We start from the raw sequence: 22,309 nt of genomic DNA, 5'->3' as shown, positions 1-22,309 counted from the left end.
CGACTCAGTCGATTCTGGTCAGCGGTGGTGGCTCCCACTTTCCGTCGATAGCCTCCCCGCGAGGGGCGTAGAGGCGCAGGGTGAGGGAGAAGTCGCCGGTCGGTGGGATGGGGAGCCAGTTGCCGGTGGGGACGGACGGGCGGGGGTCCTGTTGCTGGATGGCTAGTTCCACGGAACCGTCGGGGGCGGCGACTACCCGGGGGACGTGGCCTACCGAGTAGATCTGCTCGGGGTTGGGGACCAGGAGACCTTGGGTGTCGTAGGCGGTGATCGAGGCGAAGGCGTCGACGGGGGGCCAGGTGCCCGGTGCGAAGCGGATTCGGTACCGGTACGGGGCGCCTCGCTCGTCGGTGGCGGGGGCGTCCAGGTTCCCGTAGAGGATGTCGCGGATGGGGGCGAGGCCGGGGGAGCGTCTGGTGGTGGCCGCGCGGCGGAGGTAGTCGGTGCCGAAGGTACCGAGGTCGATGGGGATTTCCCAGCCGTTGACCGAGCGGGCGGTCGGGTCGGTCCAGTCGGCGATGCGACGCTGTCCCTGGCGGACCGCTTCGTCGAGGATGTCGGCGGGTCGGTCGTCGACGACCCCGCCGGGTTGTATCTCGATCTTGGCCAGTTCGGCCATCAAGGGTGCGTCGGCGGCGGCGGGCGGATCGGTCAGCATCAGCCGGCACAGGCGGTTGAGATAGGTGCGGCCGTCCAGGGCGGCGATTCGTTTCGCCGGCGGTTCGGTGCCACGGTCGATCGGGTGAACGCGGCTGACCGTGGCGTCGAGGTCGCCGCGTTTCCAAGCGCTGAGCGGGATCAGTTTGATCTGCTGCTGCAATTCGTTGACCTTCGGCGCGTCCTGGACACCGTTGATCTGGATCCGCCCCACGATCGTGCACAGCGTCGACGGCATGTGCAGCCGTGTCATCTGCGCCGGCAGTTCCCCGGCCCACTGCGGGCCGGTGAGGATGTAGGTGAACGGTGGACCGTCGGCGTCGACGGTGGTTCGTGGGGTCTTGCTCGTCAGGTCGTGTTCGGTGTTGGCCCACCCGTCGATCAGCTGGAACAGCCAGAACCGGTCGGGCTCCATTCCCGGGATCTGCAGCACCATCGGCTCTTCGGTGAGATCGAGCCATGCCTGTGAATACACCATGTCGTGGCTGAGCCGGGCCACCCCGCGATCGTTGGGATCGGGGAGAACACTGTGATCGATGGTGTTGGTCGGCCCGCTCGCCGCGCGCATGATGTCGAGCAGCATCATCGGGTAGCCGAAGACGTAGGCGTCGGTGGCCAGCGCGAGCACGTCCGGGCGGTCGGTTGTGTGGACCGGCAGGCGCACCGACTGGTCGCTACACCCCGGCAGCACGGCCGCGGCGGCTGCCGCGGCACCGAGACCCAGCAGCGATCGCCTGGTCAGCGCACCCGCGCGTGGATCCATACACGCTCCGTTCGACGGCCTGATCGCCGAGCGTATGTCGCGTCAGGAACAGGCCGCCTCATCCGCGACGGGTGAACTGCTCAACCGAGCAGCACCCGCCGCATCAGGAAGCCGACCCTGGCCCGGCCCGCGATCGGGTTGTCGCCGAACTCCTGACCGAGGTCGATGACCATCGCGAACGCCGCGTGTACCAGGAATCGCGCCTCGGCAGCGGTCAGCTCCGGCCGCATGTCGCGCACCAGCCGCGCCCATTCCTGCACGCTCAACCGCTGGATATTGCGCAGGACCGCGCGTTCCTCGGCGGGCACGTGCCCGAATTCGGCGTAGTAGACCACGGCGAGGGCTCGCTCGTCGAAGGTGTCGGCGACGAACTGCTCGACCAGCACACCCAGCGCCGCGCCGCTGTCGGGCGTGCTCGCCACGGCGGGCCCGATCGCCCCGGACACCCGGTCCGCCGCCCGCCGGAACGCGGCAGCGAGGATATCGCTCTTGCCCCGATAGAACCGGTACACCGCCGATGCCGCCGACAATCCCGCCGCCGAGGCGATGTCCTCCACGCTGACATTCGGATAACCGCGGATGTGAAACAGCTCCACCGCTTTACGCAGCAGCAGTTCATGTTTGAACGAGGCCGGAATCTCGGCACGGACGCCCTGCTCCGGCACTGTTGCGGCAGGGGGCAATTCACTATCGGTCAATGCCATACCCGCTGAGCCGAGCAGTTTGTTCAGCGTGCGAACGGGCAGCGCGGCGTGATGATCGGCGATGCTGGTGACGACACCGAGCATCGCCGTGGAGATCATTCGCAGTTCCGCCGTGGTCAATTCGGGACGCAAGACGGCCAGTTGCTCGTCGAGCGCCACCAGCACCGAACTCTGCTGTTCATCGAGCACCACACGATCGGCTGGTTCGAGGTAGCGGCCCTCCCATCGCACCAACCGCACCGTCGCCCGATTCTCGACGGTCGCGCCGATCAGCCCGGTCAGTATGTACCGCAACCGTTGTGCCGCGGGCAGCGTGTCCTGCGCCGACACCACGATCGACGCGGTGAAGGCCTGCCCGACCCGAAGTAACTCCTCCCGGAACAACGCGTACTTACTGGGGTAGTGCCGATACAGCGCGGCCGAACTGATCCCCAGCCCGGACGCGATGTCCTCCATGCTCACGCCGTGGTACCCGGCGGCCCCGAACGCCACCGCCGACGACGCCGCGATCTGCGCCCGGCGATTCTTCGGCCGACGCCGAACTTCAGTCCCAGCTACCCCACGCGCCCCACGAGACTCGCTGACATTCATGTGGGAAGTGTATTAGCCCTTGTCGGGCGGGGTTATCCGGGCATACCAGTCGAGGAGTGCGGGGTCGTCGACGGCGCTGCGTTCGACGACGCGGGCGGGGTCGGCGCCCTGGAAGAGTTTCTTGATGGGGACTTCCAGTTTCTTGCCGGTGCGGGTGTGCGGGATGCCGGGGGCTTCGCGGATCTCGTCGGGGACGTGGCGGGGGGACACCTCGGTGCGGATCGCGGTGGACAGGCGGGATTTCAGGTCCTCGGTGAGCTCGGCGCCGGGGGCGAGCACGACGAACAGGGGCATCCAGTAGCCGCCGTCGGGTTGTTCGGCGCCGATCACCAAGGCCTCGGCGATTTCCGGGAACTGTTCGACGACCTGGTAGATGTCGGCGCTGCCCATGCGGATGCCGTGGCGGTTGAGGGTGGAATCGGAGCGGCCGTGCACGACGATGCTGCCGTGTTCGGTGCGGGTGATCCAGTCGCCGTGGCGCCACACGCCGGGATAGGTGTCGAAATAGGCGGCGTGATAGCGCTTTCCGTCGTCGTCGCGCCAGAAGTGGACCGGCATCGACGGCATGGGTGCGGTGACCACCAGCTCGCCGACCTCGCCGCGCACAGAGTCGCCCTGCTCGTCGAAGGCATCGAGTGCGACGCCGAGATACGGCGCCGACAGTTCACCGGGCCACACCGGCACGGTCGGTGCGCCGCCGACGAACGCCGACACCACGTCGGTGCCGCCGCTGATCGAGCTCACCTGAACATGCTCGCCCGCATTCTCGTTCAACCACAGCGCACTCGAAACCGGTAGCGCCGAACCGGTGATGCCCACCGAACGCAGGGCCGACAGGTCGTGGTCGGCGCGTGGCACCGAGCCGGCCTTGATGCAGCCGAGGACATAGCCGGGGCTGGTGCCGAACACGGTGGCGCCCACCTGAGCGGTGATGCGCCACAGGGCATCCGGACCGCCCGCTGTCGGGCTGCCGTCGTAGGTGACCACTGTGGTGCCGGTCAGCAGACCCGCTACCTGGAAGTTCCACATCATCCAGCTCGGGCTGGTGTACCAGAAGAACGTGTCCTCCGGGCCCATGTTCGATTGCAGCGCTACGGCTTTCAGATGTTCGAGCAGCACGCCGCCGTGGCCGTGCACGATGCCCTTCGGCAGTCCGGTGGTGCCGGAGGAGAAGACGATCCACAGCGGATGATCGAAATCGACGGGGACGGTTTCGATGACACCGAGCCCGGCATCGGCTACCGAGTCCGTCCACGACAGCGAGTCGGGCACGTCGAGTCCGAGCTGCGAGACCACCACGGTCGCACGCAGGTTCAAGCCGTCCTGCAAGGCGGCGATGTCGGCCCGCTTGTCGTGTTCCCGGCCGCCGAAGCGGTAGCCGTCGGCGGTGACAAGCACCGTCGGGTCGAGCTGGCCGAGCCGGTCGAGTGCGGCCTTCGCGGAGTAGTCCTGGCCGCAGGCACTCCACACCGCGCCGATGCTGGCGGTGGCGAGGAAGGCGACGATCGCCTCCGGGATATTGGGCAGGTAGCCGACCACCCGGTCGCCTGCCTCTACGCCCTGTTCACGCAAGGTGCGCGCGAAAACCGTGACCTGCTCGATCAATTCGGCCCACGACACCTCCCTCGGCTCGGCGTCCTCGTGCAGCGCGATGACCGCGGGGCGGCCGAACTGGGCCATCCGGATGATCTGGTCGACATAGTTCAGCCGCGTTCCGGGGAACCACTCGGCACCCGGCATCGCCCGCGAACCGAGGACCTCACCGGCGGTCTCGCCGAGCTCGAAGTAGTCCCACACGGCCTGCCAGAAGCCGGCGATGTCATCCACCGACCACTGCCACAGGGCCTGGTAGTCCGGGTATTCGTCGCCGGTTCGCGCGGTGACGAAGGTGGCGAAGTCGGTGATTCGGGCCGATGCGACGTCGTGTGCGCTCGGTACCCATTGCGGTTGCACCGGATGTCCTCCTCGAACTGGACTACTGCGGGTATCGGGAGATGGTTACCCGATGATCAGCTGGGCACGCCCGCGCGGCGGACGATCTGTTCGGCATGCCGGAGTACCGGCGCGTCGACCATACGACCCTCGAACGCGAAGACGCCACGGTGGTCGGGCACTTCCGCCAGCACCCGGCGCGCCCAGTCGAGCTCGGCGGGGTCGGGCGCGTAGCCGTCGCGGATCACGGCGACCTGACTCGGGTGGATGGCGACCTTGGCGTCGAATCCGACGGCGACCGCGTCGCTCGTCTCCGCGGCGAGGCCTTCGAGATCCTTGATGTTCAGATACACCGAGTCCAGCGCGAAGCGACCGAATGCCTTGGCCGCCAGTAGTGTCGCCGATCGCACCTGGCGAGCGACATCGCGGTAACCGCCGTCGGCATGCCTGCTCGAATTGCCACCGAGCCCGGCGACCAGATCCTCGGCGCCCCACATCACGCCGATGGCATTGCCGGCTTGCACCGACTCGGTGATCCGCACCGCACCGAGCGGCGATTCGACCAGCACGATCACTTCGTAGCCATCGAGGGTCCGAACCTGTTCGGCCGATTCGCATTTGGGCAGCATGACCCGGCGATAACCGGTCTGCGCGAGCGCTGCCAGATCGGCCGCGTACTCGTCGGTGTCGGCGGCGTTGACGCGAATCACGGTGTGCCGCGGGTCTAGCGGGGTGTCGATCAGCGCCTGCCGAGCGGCAGCCTTGTCCGCCGCCGCCACTCCGTCCTCGAGGTCGAGAATCACCACATCGGCCACCGCGGCGGCCTTGGCGAAACGCTCAGGGCGGTCCGCCGGGCAGAACAGCCACGCGGGTCCACTCGGCTGCCAGGATTCGGTGGGGGGTCGGTTGCTCACGCGGCGGGCGCCTTTCGGACGAGGGTCTGGCGAACGGCGGTCGCCACCACGACCCCGTTCTGGTTACGCGCGGTGTGCGCCAGGCTGACGATCCCCTCACCCGGGCGGCTCTTGGATTCCCGCTTGTCGGTGACCAGCGTTTCCGCGTACATGGTGTCGCCGTGGAACAGTGGCGCGGGCACGGTCATCTCGGAGAAGCCGAGGTTGGCCACCAGCGTGCCCTGGGTGAGCTGGGCGACGGAGAGCCCGACCAGTGTCGACAGCGTGAACATCGAATTCACCAGGCGCTGGTTGAACGGCGGCTGCGCGTCGGCGAAGGCCGCGTCCAGGTGCAGGGCCTGGGTGTTCATCGTCAGCGTGGTGAACAGGACATTGTCGGCCTCGGTGATGGTGCGGCCGGGCCGGTGCTCGTAGATCGTGCCGATCTCGAACTCCTCGAACCACAGTCCGCGCTGGACGACCCGCTGTGTTGTCGGCGCCTGCTCTCGAGGCCCTGCGTGGTCACGCTCCGCTGCCGCCTCCGGGCCGCCGTGATCAGGCGCGCTCACAGACCCAGCTCCCGTGCGATCAGCATCAGCTGTACCTCCGTGGTGCCCTCGCCGATTTCCAGGATCTTGCTGTCACGGTAGTGCCTGGACACCGGGTAGTCATTCATGAAGCCGTTGCCGCCGAAGATCTGGGTGGCGTCGCGGGCGTTGTCCATCGCGGCCTCGCTGGCGACCATCTTCGCGATCGACGCGGCCTTCTTGAACGGCTTGCCCGCCAGCATCAGCGCGGCGGCGTCGTAGTAGGCGGTGCGCGCGACGTGGGCCCGTGCCTCCATCCGGGCGATCTTGAACGCGATGGCCTGGTTGCGGCCGATCGCCTGTCCGAAGGCCTGGCGCTCGCCCGCGTAGCGCACGCTCTCGTCGACACAGCCCTGCGCGGCGCCGACGGCCAGCGCGGCGATGGCGATGCGGCCCTCGTCGAGGATCCGCAGGAAGTTGGCGTAGCCGCGACCGCGCTCGCCGAGCAGGTTCTCCTGCGGCACCCGCACGTCGGTGAGGCTCAGCGGGTGGGTGTCGGAGGCGTTCCAGCCGACCTTGTTGTAGGCGGGCTCGGCCACGAAGCCCGGCGTGGCGGTCGGCACCAGGATGGTGGAGATCTCCTTCTTGCCGCCTGTCTGCCCGGTGACCGCGGTGACGGTGACCAGGCGGGTGATGTCGGTGCCGGAGTTGGTGATGAACTGCTTGCTGCCGTTGATCACCCAGCTCTCGCCGTCCTGCACCGCGGTGGTCCTGGTGCCGCCCGCGTCGCTACCCGCATCCGGTTCGGTGAGTCCGAAGCCCGCCAGCGCCTGTCCACTGGTGAGCTGCGGCAGCCATTCGGTGCGCTGCTTGTCGTTGCCGAAGCGGTAGATCGGCATTGCGCCGAGCGACACTCCCGCTTCGAGGGTGATGGCCACGCTCTGGTCGATCTTGCCCAGTTCCTCGAGTGCCAGGCACAGCGCGAAGTAGTCGCCGCCCATGCCGCCGAACTCCTCGGGGAACGGCAGGCCGAACAGTCCCATCTCCGCCATGCCCGCCACGACCTCGTACGGAAAGCTGTGTTCGGCATCGTGTTTCGCCGACACCGGCGCGACGACCTGGTTGGCGAAATCGCGCACGGTGAGTGCGAGCTGGCGATATTCCTCCGGCAGCGAACCGGTGGACAGGTAGTCGGTCATGCGGGGGTTCCTTCGCGCTCGGTATCGGGCAATGTGGCCGTGGAAACCGCCACGGCCGTGTCGGTTTCGGCGGGGTCGCCGGGGTTCGCATCGATGGCTTCGGCGGGATGGGCGACGACGCGCACCAGCACCTGGTCCAGCTTCACCTGGGCACCCGGCGCGGCGAGCACCTCCACCGTGCCTGCCACCGGCGCGGTGAGCGCGTGCTCCATCTTCATGGCCTCGATCACGATCACCGGATCACCGACGGCGACGGTCGCGCCGTTCTCGACCGGTGTCGCGATCACCGAACCCGGCATGGGACTGCGGATTTCGGCGTCACCCACGTGGGCGGCATCGCCACGGACCGCCGCCTCGGCGACCTCGCGCAGGACAGCGAGCGCGCCGCCGTGGCTCACCCACAGCTGCCCGTCGGCCTCGGCGATGCGGTAGTCGCGCCGCAGCCCGTCGAGCGTCGCCGCGAGACCGTCGGCCGTGGCGGTGGCGGTGAGTGTGCGCGGCTCCGGCCGACTCGAAGTCGCGGCGCCGGACTCCGGTGCGTCCAGCCACACTGTCGCCGAAGCCGGTGTGCCAGTGATGAAGACGTGGCGCGCCTGGTCGCCCGCGGACAGTCTGATCGACGTCGGGGCCGGTGCGCCGAGTCGCCATCCCGAGGGCGACGACCACGGATCGCCGCCGGTCGCGGGCCAGCGCCGCAACCAGTGATGCGCTGCGGCGGCGATGAATTCGTCGTCGGTGACCTCGGCGGCCACGAAGTCGGCGACGCGGCGATCCAGCAGCGCGGTGTCGAGGCGGCCCGCCTGCACGTCGTCGTCGGCCAGCAGGAACCGCAGGAACTCGATATTGCTCGTCACGCCGAGCAGCACGGTCTGTTCCAGCGCGCGGTCCAGCGCGGCGAGTGCCTCGGCACGAGTGGAGCCGCGCGCGATCACCTTCGACAGCATCGGGTCGTAATCGCTGCCGACCGCGGTGCCGACCGACAGGCCCGAATCCACCCGCACACCGGCGCCTTCCGGCTCCGACAGCGCGAGCACGGTGCCGCCGGTCGGCAGGAATCCACGGCTCGGGTCCTCCGCGTAGACGCGCGCCTCGACGGCATGCCCGACCAGGTGGATCTCGTCCTGCGTGCGCGCCAGTTTCTGGCCCGCGGCGACCCGCACCTGGCACTCGACCAGGTCGACGCCGGTGACCATCTCGGTGACCGGATGTTCCACCTGCAGACGGGTATTCATCTCCATGAAGAAGAACTCGTCGGGCTGATCGGCCGAGACGATGAACTCCACGGTGCCCGCGCCCACATAGTCCACGCTGCGGGCGGTGTTGCAGGCCGCAGTGCCGATCCGGGCCCTGGTCTGCGCGTCCAGCAGCGGCGACGGAGCTTCCTCGATCACCTTCTGATGCCTGCGCTGCAAGCTGCATTCGCGCTCACCCAGGTGCACCACATTGCCGAACTTGTCGGCCAGGACCTGCACCTCGATGTGGCGGGGCCGGTTGACGAACCGCTCGAGGAACAGGGTGTCGTCGCCGAACGACGCACCGGCTTCGCGCCTGGCGCTCACCAACGCGGCAGGCAGGTCGGCGGGGTCGGTGACCCGGCGCATGCCCTTGCCGCCACCACCGGCGGACGGCTTCACCAGCACGGGGTAGCCGATTTCCGTTGCCGCGGCGATCAATTGGTCATCGGTCAGACCCGGTTCGGCGATGCCGGGCACCACCGGGACCCCGAACGCCGTCACCGTCTTCTTCGCGGTGATCTTGTCGCCCATCACCTCGATGGCCTTCGCGGGCGGCCCGAGGAACACGATGCCCGCGTCGGCCAGGGCCGCCGCGAAGGCCGAATTCTCCGACAGGAAGCCGTAACCCGGATGCACCGCCTGCGCGCCCGAACGAACAGCGGCGTCGACGACCTTCTCGATCGACAGGTAGCTCTCGCGCGCGGGCGCCGGTCCGAGGCGCACCGCGACATCGGCCTCACGCACGTGGCGCGCGCCCGCGTCGGCATCGCTGTACACCGCGACCGAGCGAATGCCCATGGCGCGCAGGGTCTTGATCACACGCACCGCGATCTCGCCGCGGTTGGCGACCAGGACGGTGTCGAATTCGATGGGGTGGTTCTTGTTCAGCATATCGCTCACATCCGGAAGACGCCGTAGGAAACGGGTTCGAGCGGCGCTTGCGCGCACACCGAAAGGGCAAGGCCGAGCACGGTTCTGGTGTCGGTGGGCGCGATGACGCCGTCGTCCCAGATCCGCGCCGTCGAATAGTAGGGGTTGCCCTGGGTCTCGTACTGGTCCCGGATCGGCGCCTTGAAGGCCTCCTGATCCGCCTCGGACCACGGCTTGCCCGCGCTGTCGAGCTGATCGCCGCGCACCGTCGACAGCACCGAGGCTGCCTGCTCGCCACCCATCACCGAGATGCGCGCGTTCGGCCACATCCACAGGAAGCGCGGCGAATACGCGCGCCCGCACATGGAGTAGTTGCCCGCGCCGTAGGAGCCGCCGATCACCACGGTCAGCTTCGGCACCCGCGCGCACGCCACCGCGGTGACCATCTTCGCGCCGTGCTTGGCGATGCCGCCCGCCTCGTAGTCGCGCCCGACCATGAATCCGGTGATGTTCTGCAGGAACAGCAGCGGGATCTTGCGCTTGTCGCACAGTTCGATGAAATGCGCGCCCTTCATGGCGGACTCGGCGAACAGCACGCCGTTGTTGGCGACGATGCCGACCGGATGGCCGTGGATGCGGGCGAACCCGGTGACCAGGGTCTTGCCGTATTCGGCCTTGAACTCGTGGAATCCGGCCTCGCCGTCGACGATCCGATCGATCACCTCGCGCACGTCGTACGGCGTGCGCGGGTCGACCGGGACCACGTCGTAGAGCTCGCCCTCGGGCTTGGCGGGCGGGGTGCTCGCCAGCACCTCCCACGGCGTCTCGGGCTTCGGGCCGAGCGTGCCGACGATCTTGCGGACGATGCGCAGCGCGTCGCGATCGTCGTCGGCCAGGTGGTCGGTGACGCCGGAGGTTCGCGAATGCAGCAGGCCGCCGCCGAGCTCCTCGGCGGTGACGACCTCACCGGTCGCGGCCTTCACCAGCGGCGGGCCGCCGAGGAAGATGGTGCCCTGATCACGCACGATGACGGCCTCGTCGGCCATCGCGGGCACATACGCGCCGCCCGCGGTGCACGAGCCCATCACCGCCGCGATCTGGGCGATGCCCTTGGCGCTCATGTTCGCCTGGTTGTAGAAGATGCGGCCGAAGTGCTCGCGGTCGGGGAACACCTCGTCCTGGTGCGGCAGGAAGGCGCCGCCGGAGTCCACCAGATACACACACGGCAGGTTGTTCTGCGCGGCCACTTCTTGCGCGCGCAGGTGCTTCTTCACCGAGATCGGGTAGTACGTGCCGCCCTTGACCGTCGCGTCGTTGGCCAGGACCAGGCACTCGCGGCCCGAGATGCGGCCGATGCCGGCGATCATGCCCGCGCCCGGGCACTCGTCGCCGTACATGCCGTTGCCGGCCAGTGGCGCGATCTCGAGGAACGGGCTGCCCGGGTCGAGCAGCTGCTCGACCCGCTCGCGGGGGAGCAGCTTGCCCCTGGCCACGTGCCGTTCGCGGGACTTCTGCGGACCACCGAGCGCGGCCGTGGCCAGCCGCTGCCGCAGATCCGCGACCAGGGCGCCGTGCGCGTCCCGGTTGCTCGTCACGGTGGCTTCGGTTTCATGCGTAACCGTCATCGCGCCATTCTCTCATTCGGTTAGTCGCTAATAACTGAAATTCAGGTTAATCTTGACTAACCAAGTTGTCCAGAGGGGGCTGCCACGATGTCGACTACCGAGCCGGTTCAGGTGACCCGCCGCGAGCAGCTCAAGGCCCAGCGTCGTGAACAGTTGCTGGCCTCGGGCGCCCGGCTGATCGCCGACCGCGGCTTCTTCGGCGTGCGCCTCGACGACCTCGGCGCGGCGGTCGGCATCAGCGGTCCCGCCGTCTACCGCCACTTCGCGAACAAAGAGGCACTGCTGGTCGAACTCCTGGTCGGAGTCAGTGAGCGTCTGCTCTCGGGCGGTCGCGCCGTCGTCGAGGATTCGTCGTCGGCCGCGACAGCGCTCACCGCGCTGGTCGACTTCCACCTCGACTTCGCCTTCGGCAACCCCGAGCTCATCCGCATCCAGGACCGCGACCTCGACAACGTCCCGGCCAACGAACGCCGCATCCTGCGCCGCACCCAGCGCCACTACGTCGAGATCTGGGTCGGCGTCCTGCGTGAACTGAATCCCGGACTCCCCGAGGAAACCGCCCGCATCCAGGCCCACGCGGCGTTCGGCCTGATCAACTCGACCCCGCACAGCGCGTCAGCGGCGAGCGCGTCGAGGGCCCGTCCGGTGCTGCGCCAGATGGCGTTGGCGGCGCTCTCGGCCGGCTAGTTCGCGCCGATCCGGCGCCTGCCGTGTCGAGGCGGGGCGCGGTCGGCGATCAGCGGCGGTGCGGTCAGTCGAGCTGACTCCACAGCCAGCCAGGACCGACGGTTTCGGCGCCGTGGGCTGCCACTCGGCCGCGGAGCTCTCGGTCGGCGGTGACGACGGTGATCTGCTCGTGGGAGTTCGTTCCGGCGACCACGTCGACGATCTTGTCGTCACCGGACCGCTCGGCGAGCACCACGGTCATGCGCGGTGCGCCGGGTGCGTCGGCGGCGGCCTTGGCGGCACCCTCGAGGACGACGGTGATCTCGGTGTCAGCGGGCAGGCTGGTCGTCAGGTTCGCCACGTCGGCGAGGAACCTGCGCGCGGCGCCTGCACGGTCCTTCCACCATCCGTTGGCGCGAGAGCCGATCACGTTGGCCGCGTCCACCACGATGAGATGCCTCGGATCGCTCATCGGTCCAGTCTGCCCGCCGTCGGGGGCCCGGTCCGCGACGGGCGGCCGAATCGTCGGCACCACGCGGTCTCGCCCGACCGCGGACGCTCGAGCACCGCGCTCTCACGTGCGCATCGCCCGGTAGGCGGACGCCACCACAGAATCGGGTTACGCGTCCGCGGGGACGGGGGTGGCGAGCGGGGTGAGGCGGCCGTCGGTCATGCGGTAGACGGCGTCCATGCGGTGCAGGTGGGTGGGGTCATGGGTGACGAGGATCGTGGCGGCCTGATGGTCGCGGGCGATTGTGGTGATCAGGGCGATGATGGCGGCGCCGCGTTCGGAGTCCAGCGCGCTGGTGGGTTCGTCGACTACGAGTAGGGCGGGGTCGTTCATGAGGGCTCGGGCGATGTTGACGCGTTGGCGTTGTCCGCCGGAGAGCTGGGCCGGGCGTTTGTGCGCGTGTTCGGCCAGGCCTACCGCTTCGAGGAGTTCCTGTGCGCGGGTGCTGGTTTCGCTCCGCGATGCCCGCTTCGGGCCGCCGAGGCGGGCGGTCACCTCCAGCTGCTCGACAGCGGTGAGCGACGGGATGAGATTCGGCTGCTGGAACACGATGCCCATCGAGTTCCGGCGAGCTGTGGCGGCCGCTCGGCGGCTCAGCGTGACGAGATCCGTGGTGGCCGAGTCTGTTTCGAGCACGACGGTGCCCGAATCGGGCCGGATCAGGGTCGCGGCGACGGCGAGCAGACTCGACTTTCCCGAGCCGGACGCGCCGGTCACCGCGGCGATGGTGCCGCCGGGGACGTGCAGGTTCACCCGGTCGAGGGCGGTGAGACGGTCGGTGCCGTCGGGGTAGGTGAGGGTCACGTCGGTGAGAGTGATTGCCACAGTCGGTCCTTCGGTTCTATCGCGCTGAGCTGCCGGTGCGGGCGACGGTTGTCAGCGGGTCGCGCCGAGCGCGATCAGTGGGTCGGTGGTGAACAGGAAGCGCAGGGCGACAGCGGCGCCGACCAGGCCGAGGGCGATCAGGGCCAGCGCGGGTACCAAGGTCGTCGCCGGGCTGAGCACGAAAGGCATTGCGTCGCCTAGGAATAGTGAGGCGACGGCGGTGATCGCGAGGCCCGCCGTGACACCGGCGGTCAGGACGATCGCGGCTTGGGCGAGGGCATCGCGAACCAGTGAGCCGGTGGTCGCGCCGAGGGCTTTCAAGGTGGCGATGTCGGGTTGACGCTGGACGGTCCAGACCGTGAAGAAGGCGCCGATCACCAGGGCCGAGATGGCGAACAGCAGCACGGTCATCAGGGTGAGTGAGCTGTTCTCGGCCTGGTAGGAGCCGATCGCTTGGACGGCGTCTTTCGCGGGCAGCGAGTGTGTTCCGGCTTCGGCGTCGAGGCCGCCGGGGACATCGCCGGTCACCGCGAGCACGGTCGCGGCACCGCCGCGCGGGCTGGCCGCCTGCCAGTCCTGCATGCTCGTCCAGATCACGGGGGTGTGGCTGTACCACTCGTCACCGGCTACATCGGCGACGGTGAACTCGTGGCCCGCCAGCAGGACGACATCGCCGGTGCCCGCGGACAGTTCACGAGCCGCGGCCGAACTCAGTACCACCGCACCGGGTTCGGTAGCAGGACGGTTGCTGAACGCTGATGGGTCGCCGCCGAACAACGCGACCTGTGTCGGGCTGGCACCGGCGTGCTCGGCCCTGGTGCGCGAGATGCCGATCGGGGTCGCGTCCGCCGATTGCCACTGCGCGAGCTGCTGCTCGGTGAGCACCGACGAGTCGAACGACGGGTCGGCCCCGGTCTCCGCGAAAACGACCTGGTCGGCATCGATCCCCTGGACAGCGGAGATATTCTGGTGCGCCAGCCCGGCGGTGAGGCCACTGAGGAAGCTCACCAGCACCGCCACCAGCAGCACGATGGTGGTGATGAGCAGGAAGCGGCCGCGGGCGGCCCGCAGATCTCGGAGTGCGACGAACATGACTCCACTCTGTCCTTCGCGCCGGTCCACGCCATCGCACCGGCGCACGAAACGCCGTCCAACCAAGGTCTGGCGGCGTTTACTTCTTTCGATGGATGCCCGCGTGGTTGCCGCACATAAGCTGGTCAGCGTGCATTCGTCCCCCCTGACCCCGGTGGTCACCACCCTGCGCCTCGGCCTGCATGTGCTGGTGACGGTGCTGGCTGTGGTGGTCGCGGTGCGCGCGTTGCTGCCCGGCGGTGGCGGGCACGGTATCGCGGTGGTCGCGCTGACGGCGGTGTGGTTGCTGCTCTATTTCGCGGGGACCGAGTTCCCTCTCTCCCGTGCGCAAGAGGATCGGGCTGGGGCTGCTTCGGGGGTGCCGGTCGAGGGAACGTCGGCTGCGCCGGGCCAGCGATCGGTGGCTCGCGGTGTTGATCGTGGCGAGCCGAGCTCGGCCGGTGCTCGTCGAGGGGCGGTGGCGGTATGGGTGTGGCTGGCGGCGCTGACCGTGTTGTGGCTGGTCTTGCTCGCGCTCACCCCGGACGCGGTCTATCTGGCATTCGGGCTGTTCTTCCTCTATCTGCACCTGCTTCCTCGACCGTGGAGTCTGGTCGCGGTGGTGTCGGCGACGGCGGTCGGTGTGCTCGGGTTCGCGGCGCATCGTGGTTGGTCGGCAGGCGCGGTAGTGGGGCCGGTGCTCGGCGCGTTGGTAGCGATCGGAATCGGGCTCGGGTATCAGGCGCTGCATCGCGAGGCGGTCGAACGGGAGCGGCTGATCGACGAATTGATCGGCACCAGAGCGATTCTCGCCGAACAGGAGCGCACCGCGGGCAAGCTCGCCGAGCGCGAGCGCCTGGCCAAGGAAATCCATGACACCGTCGCCCAGGGGCTGAGCAGTATCCAGTTACTCCTGCACGCCGCCGAACAGGCGGCACCGGATCACCCTGCGCTGGACCGTATTCGGCTCGCGCGCGAGACCGCCGCCGGGGATCTGGCCGAAACCCGAAGGCTCATCGACGAATTGTCGCCCGCCGCGCTGGACGGTCAGTCACTCGCCGAAGCATTGGAACGCATTTGCCTTCGCGCACAATCGCCTTCGTTGACCACGCAGCTGCTCGTCGAGGGGGAGCCGGAGCGACTGCCGATGCCCATCGAGGCCGCGCTGGTACGTATCGCTCAGAGCGCCGTGGCCAATGTGGTCCAGCACGCGCACGCTGAGCGCATGCGGGTCACCCTCACCTACGACGGCACCGACGCGCACCTGGACATCGTCGACGACGGCATCGGTATCGAGCCGAACATGTTGCGTCACCCGAGATCCGGCGCCTTCGGCCTCGCCGCCATGCGCAGCCGCGTCGAGCAACAGGGTGGTGCGATGACCGTCGAATCCGAGCCCGGCCACACCGCCGTGACCGTGACCTTCCCGCTCGGCGCAGCCTCATGATCCGCCTACTCCTCGCCGACGACCACGCCATCGTCCGCGCGGGCCTGCGCGCCCTCCTCGACGCCGCCGCCGACATCACCGTCGTCGGTGATGTCGCGGATGCCGATGCGGCAGTAGCCTTTTGCGCCGCCACCCCCGTCGACCTGGTCCTGATGGACCTGCGCTTCGGCGACGGCCGCTCCGGCGCCTCCGCCACCGCCGACCTGCGCGCCCTCCCCGCCCCACCGAACGTCCTCGTCGTCACCAACTACGACACCGACGCCGACATCCTCGGCGCCATCGAAGCAGGCGCCGTCGGCTACCTCCTCAAAGACACCCCACCCACCGAACTCCTGGCCGCCGTCCGCGCCGCCGCCGCAGGCGAAAGCGTCCTCTCCCCGACCGTCGCCTCCCGCCTGATGACCAGAGTCCGCCGAGCCGACACCACCCTCAGCCCCCGCGAAGTAGAAGTCCTCCGCCTGGTAGCCGCCGGCCTCTCCAACCGCGACATCGCCAAACAACTCTTCCTCAGCGAAACCACCGTGAAGTCCCACCTCGTCCACATCTACGCCAAACTCGGCGTGAAGTCCCGCACCTCCGCCGTCGCCACGGCCCGCGAAACCGGCGCGATCTGAACCCATCGCGGGACTCCGCTGACAGGCCGTTCGTCAGTACCACGAGGTGCCACCTCGGTGGCCTACCCTGAGCGCATGGCCTCTTTGTCTGATCCCAAGGTGCGCGAATTTCTTTCCCACGGAACGCGAACGGGCAAGGTGGCGTTCGTTGCCGCTGATGGGCGTCCGCTGGTGACACCGGTGTGGTTCATCGTCGAGGGGGACGAGCTGGTTTTCAACACCGGCAAGGACACTGCCAAGGGGCGGGCGTTCGCGCGTGATCCGCGGGTCGCGCTGTGTGTCGATCTCGAGGAGCCGCCGTACGCGCTGGTCGCGGTGCAGGGGGCGGTCACGCTGTCCGAGGACCTCGATGAGCTCGTGCGAACGGCAACCGCCATTGCCGCCCGGTACATGGGGCCGGACAAGGCGGAGGCGTTCGGGAAGCGCAATGGGGTTCCCGGCGAGCTCGTGGTTCGACTGCGGCCGACGAAGGTCATCGCACAGTTCGATATGACGGGCTAGCGGGCGCGGATCCCGCCGAGAATCGTCCTGAGTGGCTACAATGAAGGAAGCTTTTGTGGCCACAATAAGGAGCGTCATGGAGATCGGTGTGCGGGACCTGCGAGACCATCTCAGCAGCCATCTGGCCGATGTACGCGCGGGCCGGACTGTGACAGTGACCGACCATGGGAAGCCGATCGCGCGCATCGTCCCGGTCGATCGTCTGACCGCCTTGGAGCAGCTGCGTGCCGAGGGGCGAATTCAACCAGCCCGAAAGCGTAAGCAGCCCGCGGGGGAGCCGGTGCAGGGCAGTGGGATCGTCTCCGACCTGATCGATGATCAGCGCCGGTGATCGGCTACCTCGATACTTCGGCGTTCATCCCGCTGCTGGTCGCCGAGCCCAGTAGTGCCGCGTGTCAACGATTCTGGGACCTAGCCGATGATGTCGTCTCGTGTCGGCTGCTCTATGTCGAATCGGCTGCGACGCTGGCCCAGGCACACCGGATGGGCCGACTCGACGAACCTCAGCTCCGTGCGGCCTCACGCCTGCGGGACGAATTCTGGCAACAGATCAACGTCACCGAGGTGGACGAGAAGCTGGCACAGTCGGCCGCCGTCCTAGCCGAGCGGTATGCATTGCGCGGCTACGACGCCGTGCATTGTGCTGCTGCCGCACAACTCGAGGACCCTGATCTTGTTGCCGGCTCCGGTGACGGGAAGTTGCTCACCGCATGGAAGGCGCTCGGGATCGCCACCTTCGATTCGAACGCGCCAGAGCAGTGACGGGCTAGCGGGCGCCGTCCATCGGGACGGCGTCGGGGCCGGGCGGGGTCGGGTCGTAGGGCGGGGGATCCGCGCGGTCGAAGAGGGGGGAGGAGCAGGTCGCGCCCACTTCTGGTGTGGTGTAGGGGTTTTCGCGAAGGGCGACGATGAACTGGTCGATGCGTTCGTCGGTGGCGGAGTCGACGGCGAGTTGGTGGCCCCACGATTGCAATGAGATCGGGTCGTCCAGGTCGGGGATGGGCGACATCAGGGTGTACTGCCGGTCGGTCACCTTGGCGCTCAGCGTCGCCTGATCCTCGGCGCTCACCTTCGCGGGGTTGTAGGCGATCCACACCGCACCGTGCTCGAGCGAGTGGACCGCGTTCTCGGAGCGCAGGGCCTTCGAATAGACGACGCCCGCGCAGGCTGCCCATTGGGAATCGTGCGGTCCGCCGACCGGGGGGATCGACGAGTAGGCGACGCGCTGGGTCGGCAGCACGTGCGGTTGTCCGGGCGCGATCTCGGTGACGACGACGCCGCGAATCCCGAGCGAGGGATCCCGGTTGTCCGCGGTCGGCGCGAAGCTGTCCCCGGCGGCGGTGGCCTGACCAACGATCACGTCGGCCGCGCCGCACCCCGCCGCCGACATCGCGACCACGACCATCGCCGAGCAGACGCCGGCGGCCCGCACCCCACCGCTCCAGCCTGAAACCCGCATCGCAGACCCCCGTTTCGTCGTCGCTTGTCTTCCGACCACAGAACCTACTTGTCGCCACGTCGCGGGGACACCCGACCGAACCTTTTCGCCTCGGGCGCCGGTCCGAGTCGGCTTCGTTCGACGCGGTCCCTAGACTCCTGCGCATGACTGTGCATTTCATCGGGGCAGGCCCCGGCGCCGCCGACCTGCTCACGGTGCGCGCGGTCGACCTGCTGCGCGCCAGCCCGGTCTGCCTCTACGCGGGCACCTACCTCGACCCCGAGGTCCTCGCCCACTGCGCCCCTGGCACCGAACTGATCGACACCCAGCACCTGAACCTGGACCAGATCATCGACCACCTCGTGCGCGCCACCGAGGCTGGCAAGGACGTCGCCCGGTTGTGCTCCGGTGATCCCTCCCTGTATTCGGCCCTTACCGAACAGACCCGCCGGCTCGACGCCCATAACGTGCCATGGGACATCACCCCCGGCGTCCCCGCCTACGCGGCCGCCGCAGCGGCCCTCGGCACCGAACTGACCGTCCCCGAGGTCGTCCAATCGGTGGTCCTCACCCGAACCCAGGCTCGCTCCACCGCGATGCCGCGAGGCGAGGCCCTGGCGAACTTCGCGACCACCGGCGCGACCCTTGTCCTGCATCTCGCGATCACGCGAATCAGAGCGCTCGCCGACGAGCTGGTAGCCGTAGCCGAGTACGGCGCGGACTGCCCGGCTGCCGTCGTCTACCGCGCCAGCCAGCCCGAACAACTCGTCCTACGCGGCACCCTGACCGACATCGCCGACCAAGTCGAAGCAGCAGGCCTGCGCCAAGCCGCGGTCATCCTGGTCGGCCGGGCGTTGTCGGTGTCGATCGACTGCGCTCAGTCCCACCTCTACGACCCCGCCCGCGTTCGACAGATCTCGGATTGAACCGGCGCCGTCAGCTGATATCGCCGTAGCCCACGGCGGTTCCGCCGGCGGGATAGGCAAATGCCTGCACCAGGATCGCCGACTGAGGTACCCAGTTGACTGCGGTCCCTCGCGTCTCCGATGGCAGATTCAAGTCGAGACGGGCACGGTCGGTATGACCCTGCCCGGCGTCGACACGCATGACACCGCTGGGTAGCGCAGTCCACATGTTCCGTTCATCGGTCCACGTGACTCCCAGTGTGGCCGAGCAAGTCGTCGGCGCTGCCAGGCCCGGAACGGTCGACCGGATGCCGACAGGTTCTACGAACGCGACCGGGCGACCGTCGCTCGGGTCAGCTTCGACTGTTAGTAGTACGTCGACGTAACAGTTGAGGGCGTCGCCCAAGAAGTAACTGTTCACCGGCCCATGCGGAGGCCAACTGGCGGAGGCGGTGGGTGCGACGGCGGCAACGGCCACTGCGCATCCAGCGATGGCAGCGGCCAACGTCAGCGAACGAGTGGCGAACATGATCTTCCTGCTTTCCTTCTTAAACTCCTTGTTCGCGCACGGTAGCTACGTTCCAGGCATCTCGTCTAATCGCTTCAAGCGGGAGCAGGCGTGCTGTGGGCAACGGATCTGATGGCGAATCGCCGATCTGTGCGGGGCGGTCCGGCGCGGTGGCAAGGCCCGCATATCGGACCGATCGGTGTGATCCATCACTCAGTTGCGCCGGTGCGCAGCTCATCCCACGGGGATGTGAGAACGCGGACAAGCGTCAGCAAACGTCGCTCTGCGGTCTCACCTGGGCCGATGTTCGCCAGCTATGGAGGTGGTTGGTTGCGGGGCAGGCACACCGGTAGATTGGTGCGATGGTTTGCGACGAGTAGACCGGCGCTGTCGGTGTGGACGGTTCAGTGCATGGTCTCGGCCGTGTAACGAGACGTGCCAGGTCGATAGATAGTGCCAATGGACATTTTTGCCTGATTGATTCGAGAACTGAACCCGAGACGCGGGCGCCACGCTGGTAGTTAGGTGGGCGCTCGCGTTCCGGTGTCGTCGGGGAGCGCCTACCCAGGTGTTCCGGAAGCGAGGTTTGGGTTGGACCGGCTGGATTTCGGCGGAAACGGCGAAACTGGTGACGGACGTGGAGGCTCCTCGGAGTACTTCCCGCTCTCGCCCGCACAGCTGGGTATCTGGTACGCGCAGCACGTCGACCCACAGGTGCCGATCAACATCGCCCAGTACGTCGACCTGCGCGGACGCCTCGATGTCGCCGTGCTCGAGCGCGCGAGCGCCGACGCGGCCACCGACCTCGAATCGGGCTGGCTGCGCATCGTCGAGGTCGACGGTGAGCCGATGCAGACCGTCGATCCCACCCAGGACGCGACGCTGATCTATGTCGACGTGCGTGGCGAGGCCGACCCCGAAGCGGCCGCCGCCGCGTGGATGCGCGCCGAGTACAGCCGCCCGCTCGACATCGTTCGTGACCGTCTCGTCCAGGCTGCCGCGATCCAGCTCAGCGATGACCGCTGGTACTGGTACGCCCGCGTTCACCACATCGTGCTCGACGGTTTCGGTGCCAACAACTTCGTCAACCGCACGGCGCAGCTCTATACCGCCGAGGTCACCGGCACCCCGGCTCCGCCGAACAAAGCCACCGATCTGCGCGCGCTCTACGAGTCCGAACTGGTCTACCGCGACAGCACCCGCTTCCAGTCCGACAAAGAACACTGGGCCCAGCGCGTCGCGGGCTTGGAAGAGGGCAGCAGCCTCACCGGCCGCTCTGCCCCGCCCTCGCCGGTCAACGACGTCACCAGCGCGGCGCTGAGCACGGCCAAGGACGAGCTGCTCACCGCGGCGATCGCCCGCCACGACAGCACGGCCGCACCGCTGCTGATCGCCGGTTTCGCGGCGTATCTGGCCCAGATCACCGGTACCGAGGACGTCATCCTCAGTCTGCCGGTCACCGCCCGCACCACCGCGGTGATGCGTCGCTCGGGCGGTGCGACCTCGAACATCGTCCCGCTGCGCCTGCGCGTCGGCCACGACACCACCGTCGCGCAGCTGCTGCGCTCGGTGACCACCGAGGTCTCCGGCGCCCTGCGCCACCAGCGCTACCGCCACGAGGACATCCGCCGTGATTCGGCGGGCGAGGGCATGGTCTCCACGGAGTTCTTCGGCCCGTGGGTCAACATCATGCTGTTCGACAACCACCTGAAATTCGGTGGCATGGAGGGCACGCTCAACGTGCTGTCCACGGGCAGCATCGAGGACCTGGGCGTCAACTTCTATCAGTCGCACGGTGGCACCCGCTCCCACATCGACTTCGAGACCAACCCGAACCTGTATTCGGCGGCCGAGGCGCAGACCCATCACGGCCGGTTCCTCGAGTTCTTCGATCGTTTCCTGGCCGCCGACGCCGAGCTACCGGTCTGGAACCTGCCGGTCACCGGCACCGCGGAACTGGAACGCTCGCTCACCGAGTGGAACGACGCGGCACACGAGGTCCCCGCGACCACCCTGCCCGCACTGCTCGACGCGCAGATCCCGCTTACTCCGGACAACATCGCCCTGGACTTCGAGGGCGAAACCCTCACCTACGCCGAATTCGGCGCGAAGGTCAACCGGCTGGCCCGCTTCCTGATCGCTGACGGTGTCGGCCCGGAATCCCTGGTCGCGCTCGGCATGCGTCGCTCGCTCGACCTCGTGATCGGCATGCACGCCGTGCTGCGGGCCGGTGGCGCGTATGTGCCGATCGACCCCGATCATCCGGCCGACCGCACCGCCTACATCCTCGAGTCCGCGGCACCGGTCTGCGTCCTGACCACCACCGGCGACGACCTCGATCTGCCGGAAACTGTCGCCCGCGTCGAGATCGATCGACTCGACACGACCGGCTTCGACGCCACACCTCTCACCGACGCCGACCGCCTGTCCCCGCTGCGCCCGGACAACACGGCCTACGTCATCTACACCTCGGGTTCGACCGGTCGCCCCAAGGGCGTCGCGATCACCCACCACGCGATCGTCAACCAAGAGCTGTGGATGCTCGACGAGTACCGGTTGACCGCCGATGACGTCTACTTGCAGAAGACCGCCACCACCTTCGACGTGTCGCTGTGGGGCTACTTCCTGCCGCTGATGGTCGGCGCGAAGCTGGTCATCGCGAGCCCCGATGGCCACCGCGACCCGCTGTACGTCGCCGACATGATCGAGCGTCACGGCGTCACCGTGACGGACTTCGTCCCGTCGATGCTCACCGTCTTCGTCTCCCACGCCACGCAGGTCCAATGTGCGACTCTGCGTGCGGTTTTCGTCATCGGTGAGGCTTTGC

The 22,309-nt window shown here is 68.1% G+C and carries 20 protein-coding genes (1 of these 20 running past the window's edge); 8 read left to right on the top strand and 12 right to left on the bottom strand.

Annotated elements, in window-relative coordinates; all coding sequences use genetic code 11:
* Window positions 1–4 precede the first annotated feature (4 nt).
* The 8 genes from ACWZHB_RS24680 to ACWZHB_RS24645 form a co-directional block, all read right to left on the bottom strand.
* Window positions 5–1,420, bottom strand: coding sequence for a DUF1254 domain-containing protein (locus tag ACWZHB_RS24680; RefSeq protein WP_427904191.1), 1,416 nt, complete (start codon window positions 1,418–1,420; stop codon window positions 5–7).
* 80 nt (window positions 1,421–1,500) lie between these two features.
* On the bottom strand, window positions 1,501–2,715 hold the full coding sequence (locus ACWZHB_RS24675) for a TetR/AcrR family transcriptional regulator (protein ID WP_427904190.1): 1,215 nt from the start codon (window positions 2,713–2,715) through the stop codon (window positions 1,501–1,503).
* A 12-nt stretch (window positions 2,716–2,727) separates the two neighbouring features.
* Window positions 2,728–4,668 carry an acetoacetate--CoA ligase gene (locus ACWZHB_RS24670; RefSeq protein ID WP_427904189.1) on the bottom strand — a complete coding sequence of 647 codons (1,941 nt, stop codon included), beginning with the start codon at window positions 4,666–4,668 and terminating at the stop codon, window positions 2,728–2,730.
* 56 nt (window positions 4,669–4,724) lie between these two features.
* Window positions 4,725–5,561 (bottom strand): HpcH/HpaI aldolase/citrate lyase family protein, encoded by an 837-nt coding sequence (locus tag ACWZHB_RS24665; RefSeq protein ID WP_427904188.1) that lies wholly within the window; start codon window positions 5,559–5,561, stop codon window positions 4,725–4,727.
* Window positions 5,558–6,007: a MaoC family dehydratase gene (locus ACWZHB_RS24660; RefSeq protein ID WP_427909284.1), complete on the bottom strand. Its 450-nt coding sequence runs from the start codon at window positions 6,005–6,007 to the stop codon at window positions 5,558–5,560. Before ACWZHB_RS24660 ends, ACWZHB_RS24665 begins: the two co-directional genes overlap by 4 nt.
* Window positions 6,008–6,105: 98 nt before the next feature.
* On the bottom strand, window positions 6,106–7,266 hold the full coding sequence (locus tag ACWZHB_RS24655) for an acyl-CoA dehydrogenase family protein (protein WP_427904187.1): 1,161 nt from the start codon (window positions 7,264–7,266) through the stop codon (window positions 6,106–6,108).
* The gene (locus ACWZHB_RS24650) at window positions 7,263–9,392 is read right to left on the bottom strand and encodes an acetyl/propionyl/methylcrotonyl-CoA carboxylase subunit alpha (RefSeq protein WP_427904186.1); all 2,130 of its coding nucleotides are present in this window, start codon (window positions 9,390–9,392) and stop codon (window positions 7,263–7,265) included. The genes ACWZHB_RS24655 and ACWZHB_RS24650 overlap by 4 nt, the downstream gene beginning before the upstream one ends.
* Window positions 9,393–9,397: 5 nt before the next feature.
* Window positions 9,398–10,996, bottom strand: coding sequence for a carboxyl transferase domain-containing protein (locus tag ACWZHB_RS24645; RefSeq protein WP_427904185.1), 1,599 nt, complete (start codon window positions 10,994–10,996; stop codon window positions 9,398–9,400).
* 87 nt (window positions 10,997–11,083) lie between these two features.
* On the opposite strand from ACWZHB_RS24645, the gene ACWZHB_RS24640 reads away from it, so the two are divergent.
* Window positions 11,084–11,683, top strand: coding sequence for an SACE_7040 family transcriptional regulator (locus ACWZHB_RS24640; RefSeq protein ID WP_427904184.1), 600 nt, complete (start codon window positions 11,084–11,086; stop codon window positions 11,681–11,683).
* A 64-nt stretch (window positions 11,684–11,747) separates the two neighbouring features.
* On the opposite strand, the gene ACWZHB_RS24635 is transcribed toward ACWZHB_RS24640, so the two are convergent.
* From ACWZHB_RS24635 to ACWZHB_RS24625, 3 genes are all read right to left on the bottom strand, one after another.
* Window positions 11,748–12,134 carry an NYN domain-containing protein gene (locus ACWZHB_RS24635; protein WP_427904183.1) on the bottom strand — a complete coding sequence of 129 codons (387 nt, stop codon included), beginning with the start codon at window positions 12,132–12,134 and terminating at the stop codon, window positions 11,748–11,750.
* A gap of 147 nt (window positions 12,135–12,281) precedes the next feature.
* Complete coding sequence (locus ACWZHB_RS24630; RefSeq protein ID WP_427904182.1) at window positions 12,282–12,998, bottom strand: ABC transporter ATP-binding protein; 717 nt, start codon at window positions 12,996–12,998, stop codon at window positions 12,282–12,284.
* Window positions 12,999–13,049: 51 nt separating this feature from the next.
* Window positions 13,050–14,090, bottom strand: coding sequence for an ABC transporter permease (locus tag ACWZHB_RS24625; protein WP_427904181.1), 1,041 nt, complete (start codon window positions 14,088–14,090; stop codon window positions 13,050–13,052).
* A 130-nt stretch (window positions 14,091–14,220) separates the two neighbouring features.
* On the opposite strand from ACWZHB_RS24625, the gene ACWZHB_RS24620 reads away from it, so the two are divergent.
* The 5 genes from ACWZHB_RS24620 (at window position 14,221) to ACWZHB_RS24600 (ending at window position 17,393) form a co-directional block, all read left to right on the top strand.
* A complete protein-coding gene (locus tag ACWZHB_RS24620) occupies window positions 14,221–15,516 on the top strand; it encodes a sensor histidine kinase (protein WP_427904180.1) in 1,296 nt (431 codons plus the stop codon).
* Complete coding sequence (locus ACWZHB_RS24615) at window positions 15,513–16,130, top strand: LuxR C-terminal-related transcriptional regulator (protein WP_427904179.1); 618 nt, start codon at window positions 15,513–15,515, stop codon at window positions 16,128–16,130. The genes ACWZHB_RS24620 and ACWZHB_RS24615 overlap by 4 nt, the downstream gene beginning before the upstream one ends.
* A 75-nt stretch (window positions 16,131–16,205) precedes the next feature.
* Complete coding sequence (locus ACWZHB_RS24610; RefSeq protein WP_427909283.1) at window positions 16,206–16,631, top strand: PPOX class F420-dependent oxidoreductase; 426 nt, start codon at window positions 16,206–16,208, stop codon at window positions 16,629–16,631.
* A gap of 76 nt (window positions 16,632–16,707) precedes the next feature.
* On the top strand, window positions 16,708–16,962 hold the full coding sequence (locus ACWZHB_RS24605; RefSeq protein ID WP_427904178.1) for a type II toxin-antitoxin system Phd/YefM family antitoxin: 255 nt from the start codon (window positions 16,708–16,710) through the stop codon (window positions 16,960–16,962).
* Window positions 16,959–17,393, top strand: a complete 435-nt coding sequence (locus tag ACWZHB_RS24600) for a type II toxin-antitoxin system VapC family toxin (RefSeq protein WP_427904177.1) — start codon at window positions 16,959–16,961, stop codon at window positions 17,391–17,393. Before ACWZHB_RS24605 ends, ACWZHB_RS24600 begins: the two co-directional genes overlap by 4 nt.
* A gap of 4 nt (window positions 17,394–17,397) precedes the next feature.
* On the opposite strand, the gene ACWZHB_RS24595 is transcribed toward ACWZHB_RS24600, so the two are convergent.
* Window positions 17,398–18,090, bottom strand: a complete 693-nt coding sequence (locus ACWZHB_RS24595; RefSeq protein ID WP_427904176.1) for a DUF3105 domain-containing protein — start codon at window positions 18,088–18,090, stop codon at window positions 17,398–17,400.
* Between the two features lie 143 nt (window positions 18,091–18,233).
* Between ACWZHB_RS24595 and cobM the strand changes: the two genes are divergently transcribed.
* Both cobM and ACWZHB_RS24585 read left to right on the top strand, forming a co-directional pair.
* The gene (cobM, locus tag ACWZHB_RS24590) at window positions 18,234–18,995 is read left to right on the top strand and encodes a precorrin-4 C(11)-methyltransferase (RefSeq protein ID WP_427904175.1); all 762 of its coding nucleotides are present in this window, start codon (window positions 18,234–18,236) and stop codon (window positions 18,993–18,995) included.
* Window positions 18,996–20,073: 1,078 nt separating this feature from the next.
* A protein-coding gene (locus tag ACWZHB_RS24585; RefSeq protein ID WP_427904174.1) for a non-ribosomal peptide synthase/polyketide synthase crosses the window boundary here: on the top strand, window positions 20,074–22,309 show its start. It continues 42,356 nt past the right edge of the window; only the first 2,236 of its 44,592 coding nucleotides appear in the window; it begins with the start codon at window positions 20,074–20,076; its stop codon lies off the right edge, out of view.

The sequence above is a fragment of the Nocardia sp. FBN12 genome (assembly GCF_054031145.1).
Note: the sequence above shows the minus strand (reverse complement) of the source record. Positions and strands in the feature narration are given on the sequence as shown.

What these genes read in the sequence shown, in the direction of transcription:
- ACWZHB_RS24680 (WP_427904191.1), bottom strand. Translation starts at nt 1,420, where the DNA reads ATGGATCCACGCGCGGGTGCGCTGACCAGGCGATCGCTGCTGGGTCTC.
- ACWZHB_RS24675 (WP_427904190.1), bottom strand. Translation starts at nt 2,715, where the DNA reads ATGAATGTCAGCGAGTCTCGTGGGGCGCGTGGGGTAGCTGGGACTGAA.
- ACWZHB_RS24655 (WP_427904187.1), bottom strand. Translation starts at nt 7,266, where the DNA reads ATGACCGACTACCTGTCCACCGGTTCGCTGCCGGAGGAATATCGCCAG.
- ACWZHB_RS24650 (WP_427904186.1), bottom strand. Translation starts at nt 9,392, where the DNA reads ATGCTGAACAAGAACCACCCCATCGAATTCGACACCGTCCTGGTCGCC.
- ACWZHB_RS24645 (WP_427904185.1), bottom strand. Translation starts at nt 10,996, where the DNA reads ATGACGGTTACGCATGAAACCGAAGCCACCGTGACGAGCAACCGGGAC.
- ACWZHB_RS24640 (WP_427904184.1), top strand. Translation starts at nt 11,084, where the DNA reads ATGTCGACTACCGAGCCGGTTCAGGTGACCCGCCGCGAGCAGCTCAAG.
- ACWZHB_RS24635 (WP_427904183.1), bottom strand. Translation starts at nt 12,134, where the DNA reads ATGAGCGATCCGAGGCATCTCATCGTGGTGGACGCGGCCAACGTGATC.
- ACWZHB_RS24625 (WP_427904181.1), bottom strand. Translation starts at nt 14,090, where the DNA reads ATGTTCGTCGCACTCCGAGATCTGCGGGCCGCCCGCGGCCGCTTCCTG.
- ACWZHB_RS24615 (WP_427904179.1), top strand. Translation starts at nt 15,513, where the DNA reads ATGATCCGCCTACTCCTCGCCGACGACCACGCCATCGTCCGCGCGGGC.
- ACWZHB_RS24610 (WP_427909283.1), top strand. Translation starts at nt 16,206, where the DNA reads ATGGCCTCTTTGTCTGATCCCAAGGTGCGCGAATTTCTTTCCCACGGA.
- ACWZHB_RS24605 (WP_427904178.1), top strand. Translation starts at nt 16,708, where the DNA reads ATGGAGATCGGTGTGCGGGACCTGCGAGACCATCTCAGCAGCCATCTG.
- ACWZHB_RS24595 (WP_427904176.1), bottom strand. Translation starts at nt 18,090, where the DNA reads ATGCGGGTTTCAGGCTGGAGCGGTGGGGTGCGGGCCGCCGGCGTCTGC.
- cobM (WP_427904175.1), top strand. Translation starts at nt 18,234, where the DNA reads ATGACTGTGCATTTCATCGGGGCAGGCCCCGGCGCCGCCGACCTGCTC.